Raw genomic sequence first — 18,624 nt, 5'->3', positions numbered from 1 at the left:
GTCACTCGTTGTCGGAGGTGTCCTGTGCCATCGACTGTGTGCCGTCGGGCCGGAAACCCGAGTCCCAGGTCCACCCCGAGATCGCCGGATCGTCCTCGCCGTGTTCGCGGGTATAGCGGCGCGCGTTCATCCGCGCGTCGGCCATCTCCTGGCGCAGACCTGCCGCGCGGATGCCCAGACCCTCGACCCGGTCGATGACGTCCATCACCAGGTGGAACCGATCGAGGTCGTTGAGCATCACCATGTCGAACGGCGTGGTCGTGGTGCCGCGCTCCTTGAAGCCGCGTACGTGGAGCTGGGCGTGATTGGCATGCCGATAGGCCAGCCGGTGGATCAGCCACGGATAACCGTGGTAGGCGAAGATGACCGGCTTGTCGGTGGTGAAGATGGAGTCGAACTCGCGGTCGGAGAGGCCGTGCGGATGCTCGGAGTCCGGCTGCAGGCGCATGATGTCGACGACGTTGACCACCCGCACCTTCAACTCGGGCAGCCGGCGGCGCAGGATGTCGGCGGCGGCCACCGTCTCGAGGGTCGGGATGTCACCCGCACAGGCCAGCACCACGTCTGGTTCACCGGTCGTCGTACCCGCCCACTCCCAGATACCCAGCCCCCGCGTGCAGTGGGCGATTGCCTCGTCCATGGACAGATAGTTCAGCGCCGGTTGTTTGCCGGCGACGATGACGTTGACGTAGTGCCTGCTGCGCAGGCAGTGATCCGCGACGGACAGCAGCGAGTTCGCATCCGGCGGCAAATAGACCCGCACCACCTCGGGTCGCTTGTTGGCGACGTGGTCGATGAACCCGGGGTCCTGGTGCGACGCGCCGTTGTGGTCCTGCCGCCAGACGTGGGAGGTCAGCAGATAGTTCAGCGATGCGATGGGTCGCCGCCACGGCAGTTCCGCACTGCTGGACAACCACTTGGCGTGCTGGTTGACCATCGAGTCCACGATGTGCACGAACGCCTCGTAGCAGTTGAACAGCCCGTGTCGGCCGGTGAGCAGATAGCCCTCGAGCCAGCCCTGGCAGAGGTGTTCGGACAGCACCTCCATCACCCGGCCCGCCGGCGCCAAATGCTCGTCCTCGGGATCGACTTCGGCCATCCACGCCTTGTCAGTCGCCTCGAACACCGGCGACAGGCGGTTGGACGCGGTTTCGTCGGGGCCCATGATCCGGAAACGGTCCTGGTTGCGGACGATGACGTCGCGCAGGAAGGTGCCGAGCACCTTGGTTGCTTCCGCGTTCTCGGATGCGGGCTGATTCACGGTCACCGCGTAGTCGCGGAAATCCGGCAGGTCCAGGTCGCGCAGCAGCAGACCACCGTTGGCGTGCGGGTTGTCGCTCATCCGGCGGGTGCGTTCCGGTGCGAGGGCCTTGAGTTGGTCGACCAGCGCGCCGTTCTCGTCGAAGAGCTCGTCCGGGCGGTAACTGCGCAGCCACTCCTCGAGTTGTGCCATGTGTTCGGCGTTGGTACGGGTCTCCGACAGTGGCACCTGGTGGGATCGCCAGGTGCCCTCGACCTTTTTGCCGTCCACCTTCTCGGGACCCGTCCACCCCTTGGGTGTGCGCAGGATGATCATCGGCCACAGCGGCCGGCCGGGCTCCCCGTCGAGGCGGGCGGCCCGCTGTATGGCGGCGATCTGGTCGAAGGCCTCGTCGAGGGCGGCGGCGAGCTGCTGGTGCACGTTCGCCGGGTCGTCGCCCGCCACGGTGATCGGCCGGTACCCGTAGCCGTAGAACAGTGATTCCAGCTCTTCCTGCGGAATCCGCGACAGCACCGTGGGATTGGCGATCTTGTAGCTGTTCAGGTGCAGGATCGGCAGCACCGCGCCGTCGGTCGCCGGGTCGAGGAATTTGTTGGAGTGCCAGCTTGCCGCCAGCGGACCGGTCTCGGCCTCGCCGTCGCCGACGACGCACGCCACCACCAGATCGGGGTTGTCGAACGCGGCGCCGTAGGCGTGCACCAGGGCGTAGCCCAACTCGCCGCCCTCGTGGATGGAGCCCGGAGTCTCGGAGGCGACGTGGGACGGGATGCCTCCGGGGAACGAGAACTGCCGGAACAGCCGTCGCATGCCCTCGGTGTCCTCGCGGATCGCTGAGTACACCTCGCTGTAGGTGCCCTCCAGATAGGCATTCGCGACCAGTCCGGGGCCGCCGTGTCCCGGGCCGGTGATGTAGATGACGTCGGCGTCGCGCTCGCGGATGACGCGGTTGAGGTGCGCGTAGACCAGGTTCAGTCCCGGCGTGGTGCCCCAGTGGCCGAGCAGCCGGGGTTTGACGTGCTCGGGTGAGAGCGGTTCGCGCAGCAGCGGGTTGTCCAGCAGGTAGATCTGTCCGACGGACAGGTAGTTGGCGGCGCGCCAGTAGGCGTCGATGAGCCGAAGCTCATCGTCGCTGAGCGTCGGGGTGGGACCGGGGACCACTTCGCTGATCGGGCTGCTCATACTCGCCATTCTGGTCGCATCGGGTGAACATCGCGTAGCCACCGTCTACCCACAGAGCTGACCGCTAAGCTGCCTTGACACCTGTCAACTGTTCTCGAGGAGCGTGCATGCCGTCGACCGTCCATACGCCCGTGCTGATCGGCTACGGGCAGGTCAACGACCGCGACGACGATCCGGCGCTGGAACCGGTCGACCTGATGGCCGCGGCCGCGCGCGAAGCCGCCGATCCCCGCGTGCTGGCCGCCGTCGATTCGGTGCGCGTGGTGAACCTGCTGTCCGCGCGCTACCGCGATCCGGGCCTGCTGCTGGCCCAGCGCATCGGCGCGCCCGGTGCGGCCACCCGCTACACCGGCATCGGCGGCAATGTCCCGCAGACACTGGTGAACCACGCCTGCCTCGACATCCAGTCCGGCCGAGCCGGCGTCGTCCTCATCGCGGGCGCCGAGAACTGGCGCACCCGTACCAAACTGCGCAAGCGGGGCGAGAAGTCCACCTGGACGCGCCAGGACGAGTCGGTGCCGGTGGCCGAGGGCGCCGACGAGAACGTGCCGATGGCCCACGACGCCGACATCCGGATCGGCCTGGACCGGCCCGCCTACGTCTATCCGATGTTCGAGCAGGCGGTACGCATCGCCGCGGGGGAGACCCTCGACGAGCACCGCCGCCGCATCGGCGACCTCTGGGCGCAGTTCTCCGCGGTCGCCGCGGACAATCCGCACGCCTGGAGCCGCGAGGCGCTGGCCGCCGACGCCATCTGGCAACCCGGGCCCGACAACCGGATGATCAGCTGGCCGTACACCAAGCTGATGAACTCCAATAACATGGTCAACCAGGGCGCGGCGCTGATCCTGACCTCGGTCGAGACCGCCCGGTACCTCCAGATCCCCTCAGAGCGGTGGGTTTTCCCGTACGCCGGCACCGACGCCCACGACACCTACGAGATCGGGGCGCGCGCGGAGTTCCACCGCTCACCCGCGATCAGGATCGCCGGTCGGCGGGCCCTCGACCTGGCGGAGACGGCGCTCGAGGACATCGAACAGATCGACCTGTACTCCTGCTTCCCATCCGCCGTGCAGGTGGCCGCCACCGAACTGGGGCTCCCCGTCGGCGATCCCGCCCGGCCGCTGACCGTCACCGGGGGTCTGACCTTCGCCGGCGGTCCATGGAACAACTACGTCAGCCACTCGATCGCCACCATGGCCGAACGGCTGGTCGCCAATCCCGGTCAGCGCGGGCTGATCACCGCCAATGGCGGATATCTCACCAAACACAGCGTCGGTGTGTACGGCACCGAGCCGCCGCAGCACGAATTCCGCTGGGAGGACGTGCAGCCCGAGGTCGACAGCGAGCCGACCCGGGCGGTGGAGGTGCAGTGGACCGGCCAGGGCACCGTCGAGTCGTGGACGATCCCGGTCGACCGGGACGGCGCGGCCGAGAAGGTGTTCCTCGCGGTGCGGACCCCCGAGGACGCCCGCGCGCTGGCGGTCATCACCGACACCGCGCAGGCCGCCGACGTCGTCGACCGGGACATCGCCGGGTTGCGGGTAGACGTGCACTCCGACGGCACGGCCACTCTGGTCACCTGATCGTGTAGCCGCCGTCGATGAGCAGATCTGCGCCGGTGATCATCGCGGCGGCGTCGGAGGCGAGAAACACTGCGGCGGCGCCGATCTCGTTCGGATAGGCGAACCGGCCGGCGGGGATCGACTTCTTCAGTTCCTCGCCGCGTGGTCCGTCCCAGGCCTGATGGCCCAGTTCGGTCAGCACGACGGTCGGTGAGATCGCGTTGACGCGTACGCCGCGCCCGCCCCACTCCGAGGCCAGCACCTTGGTCACTCCGACGACGCCGAACTTGGAGGCGCAGTAGGCGACGTGCTGGTCGAGTGCCACCGTCGCGGCTTGGGAGGCCATGTTGACGATGGCGCCGCCGCCGGCGGCCAGCATGTGCCTGCCGACCGTCTGGCACATCAGGAACGTGCCCTTGAGGTTGACCCCGATGGTCGCGTCCCAGGCGTCGAGCGGAAGGTCTTCGGCCGGAGCGAGTTTCACGATGCCGGCGCTGTTGACCAGGATGTCGATGCGGCCGAACGCCTCGACCACCGCGTCGACGGCCGCGGTGACCGATGCGGGATCGGCGACGTCGCACCCGAATCCGCGGCTCTGCTCGGACAGCGCCGCCGCGGCGGCCGTGGCGCCGGACTCGTTGAGATCGACCACGGCGACGCGGGCGCCCTTGGCGGTGAACGCCTCGGCGATCGCCGCGCCGATACCGGAGGCGCCGCCGGTGACCAGCGCGACCTTGCCGTCGAGGCGGAAGTCGAGGTCGACCACGGGTTCTTCGGTCGGGGTGTTCTGCATGTCAATCCAATCTGGTCGGGTGCTTCATCCTCGGGCGATTCACTGGAGTGCGGCCTCGGCGATGTCGACGTCGGTGACCACTGACGACACCAACCCCGAGCACAGCACCGCACGGGTGGCCTCGGCCTTCTCGGGCCCGGTGGCCAGCGCGATGCGGGTCGGAATGGCCCGCAGCGTCGCTTCACTGATCCCCATCCGCCGGTCGTCGAGACCCGGGATGCGGTTACCGTCCGCATCCAGCAGCAGGGCGCAGGTTTCCGCGCACACCCCCGCCTCCGCCAAAGTGCGCACCTCCTCGGCCGACAGCGACTGATACACCTGCGAGGCGCCGGGGCTCCACGCGCCGACCGAGACGATCGCGCAACTGACATCGGCGTGTCTGCGGATGGTCTCGTCGATCTGCTGATTGCCGGCCAGGCTGGCGGCGGTACGGGCATCGGGGACGACCAGCGGGGCGTACATCGGCCACGACCGGCCACCGCTGACCTCGCTGATCCGCCGGACCAGGTCGGTGCCGTTGGCGTTGATCGCGCCGGCCATCCCGGTCAGCTGCACCACGTCGCACGGCGGCAGTTTCTTGAGGTGTCCCGAGATGTGGGTCAGGGTGCGGCCGCAGTCGACGCCGACCACGTCGCCCTCACGCAGGATCGATTGCAGGAGTTCGGCGATCGCCTTGGCCACGGCGGTGACGCGGTCGGCCTCGTCGGCGGACTCCGGGGTGACGGCGTAGGCGTGTTCGAGGCCGAAGCGACGCTGGAGTTCGGTGGACAGGTCGACGTCGATGGACGCCGGGTTGTGGATTCTGATCTCGACCATGCCGGATTCCACTGCCTCATCGAGGATTCGGGCGACTTTGAACCGGGACAGGCCGAACTCCTCGGCGATCTGGATCCGGGTCTTCCGTTCCAGGTAGTAGCGGCGGGCGATCACGGCGCGCTGGAACAGTTCGTCCGGCCCCATCAAACCCCTTTCGGAACCCCCACAGAACCCAAATGCACATATGTGCGGCAGCGTTGACATATGAGCATAGGCATTGCATGATCCTGGACACAAGCACTCACATGAGTCCCGACATCGACAAACGAGCGTCGCAGGGAGCGGAGGTCGATCCGGTGCGAAGCGGTGTGGTCCCCGTCGCGCGGCGCATATCCCACTGCCCGTTCCCGCGGAAGGACGCACCCCATGACCACTGAGGTCGCCACCCCGAACACCATGCGGGCCAGCGTCATGACCGGTGTCGGCACCCTGCAGATCGAAGAACGGCCCGTGCCGTCTCCCGGGCCGCGCGAGGTGCTCGTCGAGGTGGCCGCGGTGGGCGTCTGCGGCTCCGATGTGCACTACTACCGCCACGGCCGGATCGGCGACTTCGTCGTCGAGGAACCGATGATCCTGGGACACGAACTATCCGGGCGCATCGCCGCCGTCGGCGCGGGCGTCGACCCCGCTCGCGTCGGCCAGCGGGTGGCCGTCGAACCGCAGCATCCCTGCCGTCGGTGCGCGCAGTGCATGGCAGGCCGTTACAACCTGTGCCCGTATATGAAGTTCTACGCGACACCGCCGGTCGACGGTGCGTTCTGCCGCTACGTCACCATCGACGACGACATGGCCCATCCCGTACCGGATTCCATGTCCGACGAGGCGGCGGCCCTACTCGAACCGCTCTCCGTCGCCGTCGCCACCATGCGTAAGGCCCGGGTCGCGCCCGGCACCTCGATCCTGATCGCCGGGGCCGGCCCGATCGGGGTGATCTGCGCGCAGACCGCCCGCGCCTTCGGCGCCGCCCGCATCGTGGTCACCGACCTCGTCGCCTCCCGGCGGGAGCGGGCGTGGGCGTTCGGCGCCACCGAGGTCCTCGACCCCGCCGCGGCCGACGTCTCGGCCATCGACCCGGTCGACGCGTTCGTCGACGCCACCGGCGTCCCCGCCGCGGTCGTCAGCGGTATCAAGGCGGTCGGACCGGCCGGGCACGTCGTGCTCGTCGGGATGGGCGCCGACGAATACGCGCTGCCGGTCAGCCACATCGCCAACAACGAGATCAGCCTGACCGGCGTGTTCCGCTACACCGATACCTGGCCCGCCGCAATACATCTCGTGACTTCCGGGGCAGTGGATCTCGACGCGATGGTGACCGCCCACTACGACCTCGACCACGTCGCCGAGGCGCTGGACAGCGACTCCGACCCGGCCAGCCTCAAATCGATCGTGAGCCCCTCGTGAACCGGCCGAATCCGTTCGATCTCACCGGCCGCACCGCCCTGGTCACCGGCGGCAACCAGGGTCTGGGCCGGGCATTCGCGATCGGACTCGCGCAGGCCGGCGCCACCGTGGCGATCGCGGGCCGCAGCGGCGACCGCAACGCCGCGGTCGTCGCGGACGCCGCGGCCGACGGGATCGCCCTGCATCCCATCGCCGCCGACATCACCGTCCAGGCTGACGTCGACCGGATGACCGCCGAAGCCGTATCCGCGCTCGGGCACGTCGACATCCTGGTGAACAACGCGGGGACCTGCCATCACGCCGAGTCGTGGGACGTCACCGAACAGCAGTGGGACGACGTGTTCGACCTCAACGTCAAGGCGCTGTGGGCGTGCTCGCTGGCCGTGGGCGCGCACATGCGGGAACGCGGTTCGGGCTCGATCGTCAACATCGGCTCCATGTCGGGTCTCATCGTCAACCGCCCCCAGTGGCAGCCGGCCTACAACGCCTCGAAGGCCGCCGTGCACCATCTGACGAAATCGCTTGCTGCCGAATGGGCTCCGCTCGGCATCCGGGTCAACGCGTTGGCGCCGGGCTACGTCAAGACCGATATGGCTCCGGTGGACCGCCCGGAGTTCAAACAGCACTGGATCGATGACGCCCCGATGCTGCGGTATGCGCTGCCGGAAGAGATCGCCCCCAGCGTGGTGTTCCTGGCCAGTGACGCCGCCTCGTTCATCACCGGTTCCGTCCTGGTCGCCGACGGCGGGTACACCGTATGGTGACCGCCGCGCCGGCCGACCCGCAGAACACAGGGAGTGCAACGTGACCCAGGCGCTGCTGGAATGCACCGACATCCACAAGAGCTTCGGCGGGGTGCCCGTCCTCAAGGGCATCACACTCAACCTCGAACCCGGCAGTGTCACCGCACTCGCCGGAGAGAACGGGGCCGGTAAATCCACGTTGATGAAGATCGTCAGCGGCCAGTACACCGCCGACCGCGGCACGGTGACCGTGCAGGGTGCCCAACTCGCGGGCGGCAACACCAAGGACGCCGTCCGCCACGGTGTCGCGATCGTGCCGCAGGAATTGGCCTCGATCGAGGACATGACGGTGTACGAGAACCTCTTCGTCGGACGGGAACTCACTGTCGGCCCGTTCCTGAACCGCCGGGCCATGATCGACGAGGCCCGCGACGCGCTGGGCGTGTTCGGTGTGGACATCAACCCATCGGCCCGGATGGGCAGCCTGCCCGTCGGCCTGCGCCAGATCGTCGAGATCGTCAAGGCCGCACGCACGGGTGCGCGGGTGGTGATGCTCGACGAGCCGACCTCGGCCATCTCCGAACGCGAGGTCGAAGGCCTCTACACCATCGTCCGGAAACTGCGCGACCACGGTGTGGCCATGGTGTTCACCACCCACAAGATGGCCGAGATCCGCGCGATCGCCGACCGGGTGGTGGTGCTGCGCGACGGCGGCCTCATCCTCGACGAAGCCATTGCCGAGGTCACCGACGACGACATCGTCACCGCGATGATCGGCCGGGAACTGGACACCCTGTTTCCGGCCCGCCCCGAACCGGGCGCCGACACCGTCCTCGAGGTGCGCGACCTCATGGTCGACGGCGCCTCCGAACCCGTGTCGTTCACCGTGCGGGCCGGTGAGATCCTCGGCCTGGCCGGACTGGTCGGCGCGGGCCGCACCGAACTGCTCGAGGCGATCTTCGGTGCCCGGCACACCTCCGCGGGCGACGTCGTCGTCCGGGGTAGGACGGTCAAACGCAACCAGCCCGCCGCCGCGATCTCCGCGGGCATGGCGATGGTGCCCGAAGACCGCAAGATCTCCGGTGTCGTGTTGTCGATGAGCGTGCTGGACAACGGATCCCTGCCGCGGCTTGGGGCGTTCTCGGTCGGCGGCTGGCTGCGCGGCAAGGCCCGCACCACCGCGGTCTCCGATGTCATGAAGTCGGTGCGGCTGCGCAGCCGCGGTATGAGCCAGGAGGTCGGCACGCTGTCCGGCGGCAACCAGCAGAAGGTGGTGCTGGCGCGCTGGCTGACCGGCACCGTCAACGTGCTGCTGCTCGACGAGCCCACCCGCGGCGTCGACGTCGGCGCTCGCAGCGAGATCTACCGCATCATCACCGAATTCGCCGCGCAGGGCATGGCCGTGGTGATGGCGTCCTCGGACATGCCCGAAGTCGTGGGGCTGTCGCACCGGGCATTCGTCATGCGCGGCGGCGCGTTCGTCGGCGAACTCGATCGCGACGCGCTCGACCATCCCGAGGTGCAGGAGTCGGTGTTCCGGCTGGCGACCGCGCTCGACTCCAAACCAGAGCGAAACGATCAGGAGGCAGCATCGTGACCACCAAGCTCGATGACGAGGACACCGCGCCCAAGGGCACCGGTGGTACCACGGTCGCGTCGCCGATCACCGGTGAGCCGGTGAAGCTGTTCAGCAAGGAATGGCTGGGCGGCATCGCGCTGCGCTACGCGATGGTCATCATCATGCTGCTGGTGATCGCGTACTTCAGTTACCGCAGTGCGCGTTTCGGCACCGTGGACAACCTGGTCACCATCCTGGTCGCGGCCGCGCCGTTCGCGTTGATCGCGCTGGGGCAGACGCTGGTGGTGCTGACCGGCGGCATCGACCTGTCGGTGGGCAGCGTGATCGCGGTGTCGGCGATGGCGGGTGCCGCGACGGCCAAGGCGAATCCCGGACAGGTGTGGATGACCGTCACGGTGGCGATGCTCGTCGGCCTCGCGGTCGGCTCGGTCAACGGGATCCTGGTGTCCCGCATCAACGTGCCACCGTTCATCGCGACATTGGGCACACTGACCGCCGGATCGGGGCTCGCCTACGTCATCGGTGGCGGCGCCCCCATCAACGGCCTCCCCGCGGAGTTCGGCTCGATCGCCAACACGAAGATCCTGGGTCTGCAGATCCCGGTGCTGTTGATGATCGTCGGCATCCTCGTGCTGGCCGTGGTGATGAAGCGCACCACCTACGGCATGCGCGTCTACGCCGTCGGCGGTAACCGAAACGCCGCCGAGATCGCCGGTATCAACGCCCGCAACGTGCTGTTCAGTGTCTACGCCATCTCCGGGCTGCTGGCCGGGCTGTCCGGCGTCATGCTGGCCTCCCGGGTGATCTCCGGCCCGCCGAACCTGGGCCAGGGCTACGAGCTCGACGCCATCGCAGCAGTGGTCATCGGCGGCGCCAGCCTGATGGGCGGGCGCGGCACGATCTGGGGAACGGTGCTGGGCCTGTTCATCATTCAGACCCTCAACAACGGGCTGGACATCCTCGTGGTGCCCGCCTACTGGCAGGACGTCATCAAGGGTGTGCTGATCGTGTCGGCGGTCGCCGTCGACGTCTGGTCCTCACGACGCCGAACATGACGGGGCGAACATGACGCCCACACCGCGCATCGCAGAATTCCGCACATCAACGAGAGAGAGAAGCACATGAGATTGCCGACGAAGATGTTCGCGATCGCCTCGGCCGCCGCGCTGGGGTTCGGCCTGACGGCCTGCGGCGCCGGGGACACCGAGGCCAACAGCGACACCACCCGCATCGGGGTGACCGTGTACGACATGAGCTCGTTCATCACCGCCGGCAAGGAGGGTATGGAGCAGTACGCCAAGGACAACAACATCGAGTTGGTCTGGAACTCGGCCAACCTCGACGTCGCCACCCAGGCCAGCCAGGTCGACTCGATGATCAACCAGGGTGTCGACGCGATCATCGTCGTTCCGGTGCAGGCGGATTCGCTCGGCCCGCAGGTCGCCTCCGCGAAGGCCAAGGGCATCCCGCTGGTGCCGGTCAACGCCGCACTCAACAGCCCCGACGTCGCCGCGAGCGTGCAGCCCGACGACGTCGCCGCCGGTGAACAGGAAATGCAGATGATGGCCGACCGCCTCGGCGGCCGCGGCAACATCGTCGTGCTGCAGGGCCCGCTGGGCCAGTCCGGCGAGATCGACCGCACCAAGGGCATCAACAATGTGCTGTCGCGCTACCCGGACATCCGCATCCTGGCGATGGACACCGCCAACTGGAAGCGCGATGAGGCCGTCAACAAGATGAAGAACTGGATCTCCGGCTTCGGCGATCAGATCAACGGCGTGGTCGCCGAGAACGACGACATGGGTCTCGGCGCGCTGCAGGCGCTCAAGGAGTCCGGCCGCAACAATGTGCCGATCGTGGGCATCGACGGTATCGAGGACGGCCTGAACGCCGTCAAGAGCGGCGAGTTCATCGGCACCTCACTGCAGAACGGCACCGTGGAGCTGTCCGCCGGGCTGGCCGTCGCCAACAAGCTGGCCAAGGGTGAGCAGGTCGACACCAAGCCGGTCTACATCATGCCCGCCATCACCAAGGACAACGTCGACGTCGCCATCGAGCACGTCGTCACCGAGCGGCAGAAGTTCCTCGAGGGTCTTACCGATCTGACCAACAAGAACCTCGAAACCGGCGACATCGCCTACGAGGGGATCCCCGGCCAGAAGCAGCCGTAACCGGCTACCGGCCGGTGCTGGTCGTCGTCGAGGCGACGGCCGCACCGGCCGGCACCTCGACATACCGCGGTTCGAAAGCCTCGGTGGAGAACGCGAAGCCCTTCCCGGACCGCTCGCTCAGACAGGAGATCCCCGACGCCTCCTGCACGTTGCAGCGGAACCCCGCCACCGCCAGCACCTCGTTGAAGCGCAGTTCGACGGCCGGTCCAGGCTCCGGAACGAAAGCCGTGTCCTCGACGGCGGCGAATGCGGCGTCGCCGTCGCGGGTCAGCACGATCGCGTTCGGGGCGGTCTCCTCCCCGGTGGCGTCGAGCACGGTGTCCGGTGCGCCAGGGACGTCGAGGTCCGCGCCGTCGGCAGGCTGACACCCCGCCTGGACCCGGGGGACGATCGCGCACTGCCAGCGTCCCGACGGGGTGGTGAAGAAGTAGTGCGTGACCGCGTCCACCGGGGCGCCGTAGTCGAAGGCGTTCACCAGGTTCGTGGTGTTGAGCGCCGGTGCCGCGGTGGTGCTCGGGCCACTGGCCGCCGACGGCCGCGGTTCGTCGGTGTTGACGATGGTGGGCGCGGTGCAGCCGGCTGTCATCAGTATCAGTGCCGGGGCCAGGGTCATCAGGGTCATCGCTCGCATGTCGGCTATCCAGGGTGCCCGACGCCGGTCGCGGCGCGGGCGGCGGGGTCAGCCCACCCGGGCCGCGAGCAGCTCGCGTAGGGTCCACGCGTTGCGCACCGCGTGCCCGCCCAGGTCGTTGTTGAAGTACACGACCACGCGCCGGCCCTCGTCGGCCCAGCCGGCGATGCGGTCGGCCCACTGCCGCAGTGTGTCGTCCGGATACGACCCGGCGTACAGCGACTCCTGATCGGGGCCGTGCAGACGCACGTAGACCAGATCACTGGTCGCGCGCGGCACACACGGCATACCGGCACCGCTCATCACCACGTACGTCGCGTGGTGGCGTTCCAGCAGAGCGAACACCTCGGGGTGGTTCCAGGACGCGTGCCGCAGTTCCATGGCGACCGGGATCCAAACCGGCATCACCGTCAGGAAGTGCTCGAGGCGGGCGTCGTCGCGCTCGAGGGCCGGATGCACCTGCACCAGAAGAGCTTCGCCCTTGTCGCCGAGCGCTTTCCAGCACCGTTCGAAGCGCTCGATCCACGGCTCCGGGGTGCCGAGCCTGCGGTAGTGCGACAGCCCGCGGTGGGCTTTGACCGACATGGTGAATCCGGCGGGCAGCCGGTCGTGCCATCCGGTGAAGGCCGCGTCGCGCGGCCAGCGGTAGAAGCTGGCGTTGAGTTCGACGGTGTCGAACTCCTCGACGTAGCGCGTCAGGCGTTTGGCCACCGGCAGTCCCGGCCGGTAGAGCACGTCGGCCCAGTGGTCGTAGGACCACCCGGAGGTGCCGATCTTGACGGTCACCGCGTCACCCCTGCTCGACCCTGTCCCGCAGGTCGTCGTCGAGCGACACCCGCACCAGCGCGGCGGCCAGCGCGGCGCACCGGTCGCCGGCGAGCTCTGCCAACTCCTGGGGGTCGGCGGGCAGGCCGAATCGTTTCGCCGCGTCGGTGGCCCGGTCGTCGAAGAACGGCCGCAGCCACGTCCACACGTCCTGCACCTCGCGCAGGAAGATGTCGGCGCGGGTGTCGCCGATGCCTTTGAACTCCTTGAGCAGTCTGCGGACGGTGGCGGGATCGTGGGATTCACCGAGTCGACGTAGGTCGCCTGCGTAGTCGTCGTGCACGGCCTGCGCCATATCGACCAGCCGGGTGGCCGAGCTCTCGTCGTAGCGGGCGTAACCGGCGCGGCCGAACGCATCGATCATCGTCCTGCGGTTGGCTGCGAGTACCGCATCGGGGGTGCGGAGTTTCTCCCTGAAGATCTCGTGGGCGGCGCGCACCGCGGTGGTGGCGTCGATCGGCTTGCTGGCCAACATGCACAGCGTCAGGAGCTCGAACAGCGGCATCGGTTTGTCGTCGAGCCGGATACCGGCCTGCTCGGCGTACGTCGTGCCGGCCTCGTCGAGCAGGCGTCGCACGGTGTCTTCGGTGTTCCTGTCCGCCATGATCGACCGGTACCCGCGGCGGGCGGCCGCGAACCGCGTCACCTATGACCGCTGAACAGACACAGACTCGGACGATCCAGCAACGGATCGTCCGAGTCTGCGTCTACTCGCGGGCTGGCGCTCAGGCGGCTGCGACAGTCTCCGCCGCCGGTTCCAGTGCCTGCGCGACGATCTCGGCAACATCGGTCATCGGTCTGACCGTCAGCGACTCCAGCACCTCGGCCGGCACGTCGTCGAGGTCGGCCTCGTTGCGCTGCGGGATGAACACCGTCGACAGCCCGGCGCGCTGCGCGGCCAGCAGCTTCTGCTTGACCCCGCCGATCGGCAGCACCCGCCCGTTCAGCGTGACCTCACCGGTCATACCGACGTCGGAGCGCACCTGCCGCCCGGTGGCCATCGACACCAGCGCGGTCACCATCGTGACGCCGGCCGACGGCCCGTCCTTGGGCACCGCACCGGCGGGCACGTGCACGTGGATGCGCCGGTCCAGCGCCTTCGGGTCGACGCCGAGTTCGGCGGCGTGCGAGCGGACGTAGGACAGCGCGATCTGCGCCGATTCCTTCATCACGTCGCCGAGCTGACCGGTCAGCTGCAATCCCGCGTCGCCGTCGGTGGAACCCGCCTCGATGTAAAGCACATCGCCACCCAGACCGGTCACGGCCAGTCCGGTCGCCACGCCGGGCACCGCCGTACGCTCCGCCGATTCCGGTATGAACCGCGGCCGGCCCAGATAGGTCACCAGATCCGGCTCGTCGATGGTGATCGGCGACGGATCGGCCGCCAGGATGGTCGTCGCCTTGCGCATCGCCTTGGCCAGCAGCCGTTCGAGCTGCCGCACCCCGGGTTCGCGGGTGTAGTCGGCGGCGATCTTGCGCAGCGCGTCATCTGTGACGGCGACTTCGTCCTGGGTCAGCGCGGCGCGTTCCCGCTGACGCGGCAGCAGGAAGTCGCGGGCGATGGCCACCTTGTCGTCGGCGGTGTAGCCGTCGATCTGCACCAGCTCCATCCGGTCCAGCAGCGCCTGCGGGATGTTCTCGATGACGTTGGCCGTCGCCAGGAACACCACATCCGACAGGTCCAGGTCCAGATCGAGGTAGTGGTCGCGGAACGTGTGGTTCTGCGCCGGGTCCAGCACCTCCAGCAGCGCCGCCGCGGGGTCACCGCGATAATCGGAGCCGACCTTGTCGATCTCGTCCAGCAGCACAACGGGATTCATCGAACCCGCCTCGCCGATCGCCCGCACGATGCGCCCGGGTAGCGCGCCGACGTACGTGCGCCGGTGACCGCGGATCTCGGCCTCGTCGCGCACACCGCCGAGGGCGACGCGGACGAACTTGCGGCCCAGTGCGCGGGCGACGGACTCGCCGAGCGAGGTCTTTCCGACACCGGGAGGGCCGGCCAACACCATCACCGCACCAGAGCCGCGACCGCCGACGACGGCCAACCCGCGCTGGGCGCGGCGGGCCCGCACCGCGAGGTATTCGACGATGCGCTCTTTGACGTCGTCGAGCCCGTGGTGATCGGCGTCGAGGATCTCTCTGGCGGACTTCAGATCCGTCGAGTCCTCGGTGGTGACGTTCCACGGCAGGTCGAGCACGGTGTCGAGCCAGGTGCGGATCCAGCCGCCCTCCGGACTCTGGTCGCTGGCGCGTTCGAGCTTGCCCACCTCGCGCAGCGCCGCCTCACGGACCTTCTCGGGCAGATCGGCAGCCTCGACCCGGGCGCGGTAATCCTCAGATCCCTCGGGTTCGTCTTCGCCGAGCTCCTTGCGAATCGCGTTCAGCTGCTGACGCAGCAGGAATTCCTTCTGCTGCTTGTCCATACCGGCACGGACGTCCTCGGCGATCTTCTCGTTCACCTCGACCTCGGCCAGGTGTTCGCCGGTCCACTCGATCAGCGCCCGTAGCCGCTCAGCGACGTCGGGCGTCTCCAGCAGCTGACGCTTCTGCACCTGCGAGAGGTAGCCGGCGTAACCCGCGGTGTCCGACAGCGCCGACGGATCGCTGAGCTGGTTGACGAAATCGATGATCTGCCAGGCCTCCCGGCGTTGCAGCATCGCCAGCAGGAGCTTCTTGTATTCGGCGGCCAGCGTGCGGATCTCGTCGGTGATCTCCGGTTCGGTCACCTCGGTGACCTCCACCCACAGCGCGGTTCCCGGTCCGGTGGTCCCGGCGCCGATGTGTGCGCGGGTGGTGCCGCGGACGACGGCTGCGGTGCCGCCACCGGGGATGCGCCCGGTCTGCACGATCGTGGCCAGCACGCCGTAGGACGGGTAACGATCGTCCAGTCGCGGGGCGACGAGCAACTCACCGGATTCGGTCGCGCCGGCCGCGTCGATCGCGGCCTGGGCGGCATCGTCGAGTTCGATCGGCACCACCATGCCCGGCAGCACGATCGCGTCGTTGCTCAGCAGGACGGGCACAGCACGTGTCGTGCCGTTGGCTTCAGCCATGTGATCCTCCAAAGTTCAGTCAGATCGACTCAACCTTGGCGGGGAGGCGTTTGTTCCCGGCCGCTTCTCGCCCAGACAAAGGCAGGGAGCCTGCCGCGGGGGGTCGCGGCAGGCTCCCTGGTTGGGGGGATCTTCTAGACGTCGATCTCAGACACTGCCCTGTGCCCCCAGGACCCGCTGGATGTCGGGCTTCATCTGCAGCAGCTGCTGACCCCAGTAGCCCCAGCTGTGCGTGCCGTTCGGCGGGAAGTTGAACACACCGTTGGTGCCGCCCGCGGCGATGTATTTGTCGCGGAAGGTGATGTTGGTGCGCAGGGTGAACCCTTCGAGGAACTGTGCCGCCATCAGGTTGCCGCCCTGGGTGCCGGCGTCGAGGTCCGACGGGGTGCCGGTGCCGCAGTAGACCCACAGCCGCGTGTTGTTCGCGACCAGCTGAGCGATGTTGACCATCGGATCGTTGCGCCGCCAGGCCGGGTCACTGCTCGGGCCCCACATGCTCTCGGCGTTGAACTTGCCGGCATCCTGCATCGCCAGCCCGATCAGCATCGGCCACCAGCCCTCGGACGGGTTCAGGAAGCCCGACAGCGACGCCGCGTAGATGAACTTCTGCGGGTAGTAGACGGCGTAGGTCAGCGCCGCGCTACCGGCCATCGAGAGGCCGACGATGGCGTTACCGTCCGGGGACACCCCGCGGTTGGCCTGCAGCCATGCCGGCAGCTCCTGGGTCAGGAAGGTCTCCCACTTGTAGGTGTAGTCCTGACCGTTGCCGCGTGAAGGCTGGTACCAGTCGGTGTAGAAGCTGGACTGTCCGCCGACGGGCATGACCGTCGAGAGCCCCGACTGGTAGTACCACTCGAACGCCGGGGTGTTGATGTCCCAGCCGTTGTAGTCGTCCTGGGCGCGCAGTCCGTCCAGCAGGTACACCGCGTGCGGTCCGCCGCCCTGGAACTGGATCCGGATGTTGCGGTTCATCGCCTGGGAGAACACGTCGAGATACTCGACGGGCAGCCCGGGTCGGGAGAACGCGCCCGCCGTCGCCGTGTTTCCGGCGAATCCGATCAGGCCGGGCAGCGCGAGCAGCGCCACGGCCATCGCCGCCAGTCGGCGCCGCAGGGTCCCTCGCCCCGTCCGCGCCTTCAGTTCACCGATCTTCATAACGGCAACCCACCAACCTTTCCATCGCATGTCTCAAAGCAATCGCCGTCGCTTTTCGGTCCTCATGAAACAGGCGGCACGGCTCCGGCGGCCGTTTCAACACGGACAACGCGCATCGCGAAACCACAACGATTGCGACTCGGGTCGTTACGAAACCCTCAGGGGCGCGGCGTGAGTCGGTGCAACTGGGTGACGTGGTCGGGGGTCAGCTCGTCGAGTGCGGTGACGCCGAGCAGCTGCATGGTGCGGGCGAGCTGTCCGGCCAGGATGTCGACGGCCCGGCGCACCCCGGCCTCGCCGCCGGCCATCAGACCGTAGAGGTAGGCCCGGCCGATCAGGGTGAACCGGGCGCCGAGCGCGACCGCGGCGACGATGTCGGCTCCGGACATGATCCCGGTGTCCAGCAGGATCTCGGTGTCGCGGCCGAGTTCGCGTGCGACCTGCGGCAGCAGGTGGAACGGCACCGGCGCGCGGTCGAGCTGTCTGCCGCCGTGGTTGGACAGCAGGATGCCGTCCACACCCAGGTCGACGACCGCCCGGGCGTCCTCGAGGGTCTGAATTCCCTTGACCACCAGCTTGTTCGGCCACTGCTCGGCGATCCAGGCCAGATCCTCGAAGGTCACCGTCGGGTCGAAGGTCGAGTCCAGGTAGGACGCGACGGTGCCCGGCCACCGGTCCAGCTCGGCGAACGACAGCGGTTCGGTGGTCAGCAGATCGAACCACCAGCGCGGCCGCGGGATCGCGTCCAGCACCGTGCGCACGGTGAGCCGGGGCGGTATGGACATGCCGTTGCGGGTGTCGCGCAGCCGCGCACCCGCCACCGGGACGTCGACGGTCACCAGCAGCGTGTCGAAGCCCGCGGCGGCGGCGCGTTCCACCAACGCCATCGACCGTTCGCGGTCGGTCCACATGTAGAGCTGAAACCAGTTGCGGCCGCGCGGATTCGCGGCGCGAACCTCTTCGATGGAGCGGGTGCCGAGCGTCGAGAGGGCGAACGGGATGCCCGCCGCGGCCGCAGCGTGCGCCCCGGCGATCTCCCCGTCGGTGTGCATCAGCCGGGTGAACCCGGTGGGCGCGATGCCGAAGGGCAGGGCCGCGGGGCCACCGAGCACTTCGGTGCTGGTGTCGACGGCGGCGACATTGCGCAGGATCGTCGGGTGGAACTCGATGTCGCGGAATGCCTGTCGGGCCCGCGCCAGGGACAGTTCGTCCTCGGCGGCGCCGTCGGTGTAGTCGAACGCGGCTTTCGGCGTGCGACGCTTGGCGATTCGCCGGAGGTCCTCGATGGTCAGCGCTTTGGACAACCGCCGCGCGGTGGGCTGCAGCACGGGTTTGCGCAGCTGCAGCAGCGGCGCGAGATCGCGGGGGCGCGGCACGTGGCGGCTGGGCATGGTGGACCTCCTCGACGCGCCGGATACGCGTGTGGTCGTCGTCTCCCGACGATAGTCG

Annotated in this window: 15 protein-coding genes; 6 read left to right on the top strand and 9 right to left on the bottom strand. The window is 68.3% G+C overall.

The window, feature by feature from the left end:
* Position 1 precedes the first annotated feature (1 nt).
* Positions 2–2,440 (bottom strand): phosphoketolase, encoded by a 2,439-nt coding sequence (locus tag A5757_RS22055; RefSeq protein ID WP_066838920.1) that lies wholly within the window; start codon positions 2,438–2,440, stop codon positions 2–4.
* A 107-nt stretch (positions 2,441–2,547) separates the two neighbouring features.
* Here A5757_RS22055 and A5757_RS22050 point away from each other — a divergent pair, with 107 nt between their 5' ends.
* On the top strand, positions 2,548–4,026 hold the full coding sequence (locus A5757_RS22050) for an acetyl-CoA acetyltransferase (protein WP_066838919.1): 1,479 nt from the start codon (positions 2,548–2,550) through the stop codon (positions 4,024–4,026).
* On the opposite strand, the gene A5757_RS22045 is transcribed toward A5757_RS22050, so the two are convergent.
* Positions 4,019–4,798: an SDR family oxidoreductase gene (locus A5757_RS22045; RefSeq protein ID WP_066838917.1), complete on the bottom strand. Its 780-nt coding sequence runs from the start codon at positions 4,796–4,798 to the stop codon at positions 4,019–4,021. The genes A5757_RS22050 and A5757_RS22045 overlap by 8 nt on opposite strands.
* A 39-nt stretch (positions 4,799–4,837) precedes the next feature.
* Entirely contained in the window at positions 4,838–5,758 is a 921-nt protein-coding gene (locus A5757_RS22040) for a sugar-binding transcriptional regulator (RefSeq protein WP_066838915.1), read from the bottom strand.
* A 222-nt stretch (positions 5,759–5,980) separates the two neighbouring features.
* Between A5757_RS22040 and A5757_RS22035 the strand changes: the two genes are divergently transcribed.
* The 5 genes from A5757_RS22035 to A5757_RS22015 all read left to right on the top strand — a co-directional run bounded on the left by A5757_RS22035 (position 5,981) and on the right by A5757_RS22015 (position 11,508).
* Positions 5,981–7,015: an NAD(P)-dependent alcohol dehydrogenase gene (locus A5757_RS22035; protein WP_066838913.1), complete on the top strand. Its 1,035-nt coding sequence runs from the start codon at positions 5,981–5,983 to the stop codon at positions 7,013–7,015.
* The gene (locus A5757_RS22030; protein WP_066838910.1) at positions 7,012–7,779 is read left to right on the top strand and encodes an SDR family NAD(P)-dependent oxidoreductase; all 768 of its coding nucleotides are present in this window, start codon (positions 7,012–7,014) and stop codon (positions 7,777–7,779) included. The genes A5757_RS22035 and A5757_RS22030 overlap by 4 nt, the downstream gene beginning before the upstream one ends.
* A gap of 40 nt (positions 7,780–7,819) precedes the next feature.
* Entirely contained in the window at positions 7,820–9,355 is a 1,536-nt protein-coding gene (locus A5757_RS22025; protein WP_066838908.1) for a sugar ABC transporter ATP-binding protein, read from the top strand.
* Positions 9,352–10,392: an ABC transporter permease gene (locus A5757_RS22020; RefSeq protein WP_066838906.1), complete on the top strand. Its 1,041-nt coding sequence runs from the start codon at positions 9,352–9,354 to the stop codon at positions 10,390–10,392. Before A5757_RS22025 ends, A5757_RS22020 begins: the two co-directional genes overlap by 4 nt.
* 66 nt (positions 10,393–10,458) lie before the next feature.
* Entirely contained in the window at positions 10,459–11,508 is a 1,050-nt protein-coding gene (locus A5757_RS22015; protein WP_066838905.1) for a substrate-binding domain-containing protein, read from the top strand.
* A 4-nt stretch (positions 11,509–11,512) separates the two neighbouring features.
* Here A5757_RS22015 and A5757_RS22010 read toward each other — a convergent pair whose 3' ends face one another.
* From A5757_RS22010 to A5757_RS21985, 6 genes are all read right to left on the bottom strand, one after another.
* On the bottom strand, positions 11,513–12,130 hold the full coding sequence (locus tag A5757_RS22010) for a hypothetical protein (protein WP_369815988.1): 618 nt from the start codon (positions 12,128–12,130) through the stop codon (positions 11,513–11,515).
* Positions 12,131–12,187: 57 nt separating this feature from the next.
* Positions 12,188–12,925 carry a DUF72 domain-containing protein gene (locus A5757_RS22005; protein WP_066838897.1) on the bottom strand — a complete coding sequence of 246 codons (738 nt, stop codon included), beginning with the start codon at positions 12,923–12,925 and terminating at the stop codon, positions 12,188–12,190.
* Between the two features lie 4 nt (positions 12,926–12,929).
* Positions 12,930–13,568 carry an endonuclease gene (locus A5757_RS22000; protein WP_066839170.1) on the bottom strand — a complete coding sequence of 213 codons (639 nt, stop codon included), beginning with the start codon at positions 13,566–13,568 and terminating at the stop codon, positions 12,930–12,932.
* A 121-nt stretch (positions 13,569–13,689) separates the two neighbouring features.
* Positions 13,690–16,020: an endopeptidase La gene (gene lon / locus A5757_RS21995; protein WP_066838892.1), complete on the bottom strand. Its 2,331-nt coding sequence runs from the start codon at positions 16,018–16,020 to the stop codon at positions 13,690–13,692.
* Between the two features lie 147 nt (positions 16,021–16,167).
* Positions 16,168–17,175, bottom strand: coding sequence for an esterase family protein (locus A5757_RS21990; RefSeq protein ID WP_066838891.1), 1,008 nt, complete (start codon positions 17,173–17,175; stop codon positions 16,168–16,170).
* Positions 17,176–17,333: 158 nt separating this feature from the next.
* Positions 17,334–18,566 (bottom strand): alpha-hydroxy acid oxidase, encoded by a 1,233-nt coding sequence (locus tag A5757_RS21985; RefSeq protein ID WP_066838886.1) that lies wholly within the window; start codon positions 18,564–18,566, stop codon positions 17,334–17,336.
* Positions 18,567–18,624: the final 58 nt, after the last annotated feature.

The organism is Mycobacterium sp. 852013-51886_SCH5428379 (genome assembly GCF_001665575.1).
Taxonomy (GTDB): domain Bacteria; phylum Actinomycetota; class Actinomycetes; order Mycobacteriales; family Mycobacteriaceae; genus Mycobacterium.
This window is presented reverse-complemented; position numbering and strand designations above follow the sequence as displayed.

Coding starts and splice junctions, on each gene's coding strand:
- A5757_RS22055 (WP_066838920.1), bottom strand. CDS start 2,440: ATGAGCAGCCCGATCAGCGAAGTGGTCCCCGGTCCCACCCCGACGCTC.
- A5757_RS22050 (WP_066838919.1), top strand. CDS start 2,548: ATGCCGTCGACCGTCCATACGCCCGTGCTGATCGGCTACGGGCAGGTC.
- A5757_RS22045 (WP_066838917.1), bottom strand. CDS start 4,798: ATGCAGAACACCCCGACCGAAGAACCCGTGGTCGACCTCGACTTCCGC.
- A5757_RS22040 (WP_066838915.1), bottom strand. CDS start 5,758: ATGGGGCCGGACGAACTGTTCCAGCGCGCCGTGATCGCCCGCCGCTAC.
- A5757_RS22035 (WP_066838913.1), top strand. CDS start 5,981: ATGACCACTGAGGTCGCCACCCCGAACACCATGCGGGCCAGCGTCATG.
- A5757_RS22015 (WP_066838905.1), top strand. CDS start 10,459: ATGAGATTGCCGACGAAGATGTTCGCGATCGCCTCGGCCGCCGCGCTG.
- A5757_RS22010 (WP_369815988.1), bottom strand. CDS start 12,130: ATGACCCTGATGACCCTGGCCCCGGCACTGATACTGATGACAGCCGGC.
- A5757_RS22000 (WP_066839170.1), bottom strand. CDS start 13,568: ATGGCGGACAGGAACACCGAAGACACCGTGCGACGCCTGCTCGACGAG.
- lon (WP_066838892.1), bottom strand. CDS start 16,020: ATGGCTGAAGCCAACGGCACGACACGTGCTGTGCCCGTCCTGCTGAGC.
- A5757_RS21990 (WP_066838891.1), bottom strand. CDS start 17,175: ATGAAGATCGGTGAACTGAAGGCGCGGACGGGGCGAGGGACCCTGCGG.
- A5757_RS21985 (WP_066838886.1), bottom strand. CDS start 18,566: ATGCCCAGCCGCCACGTGCCGCGCCCCCGCGATCTCGCGCCGCTGCTG.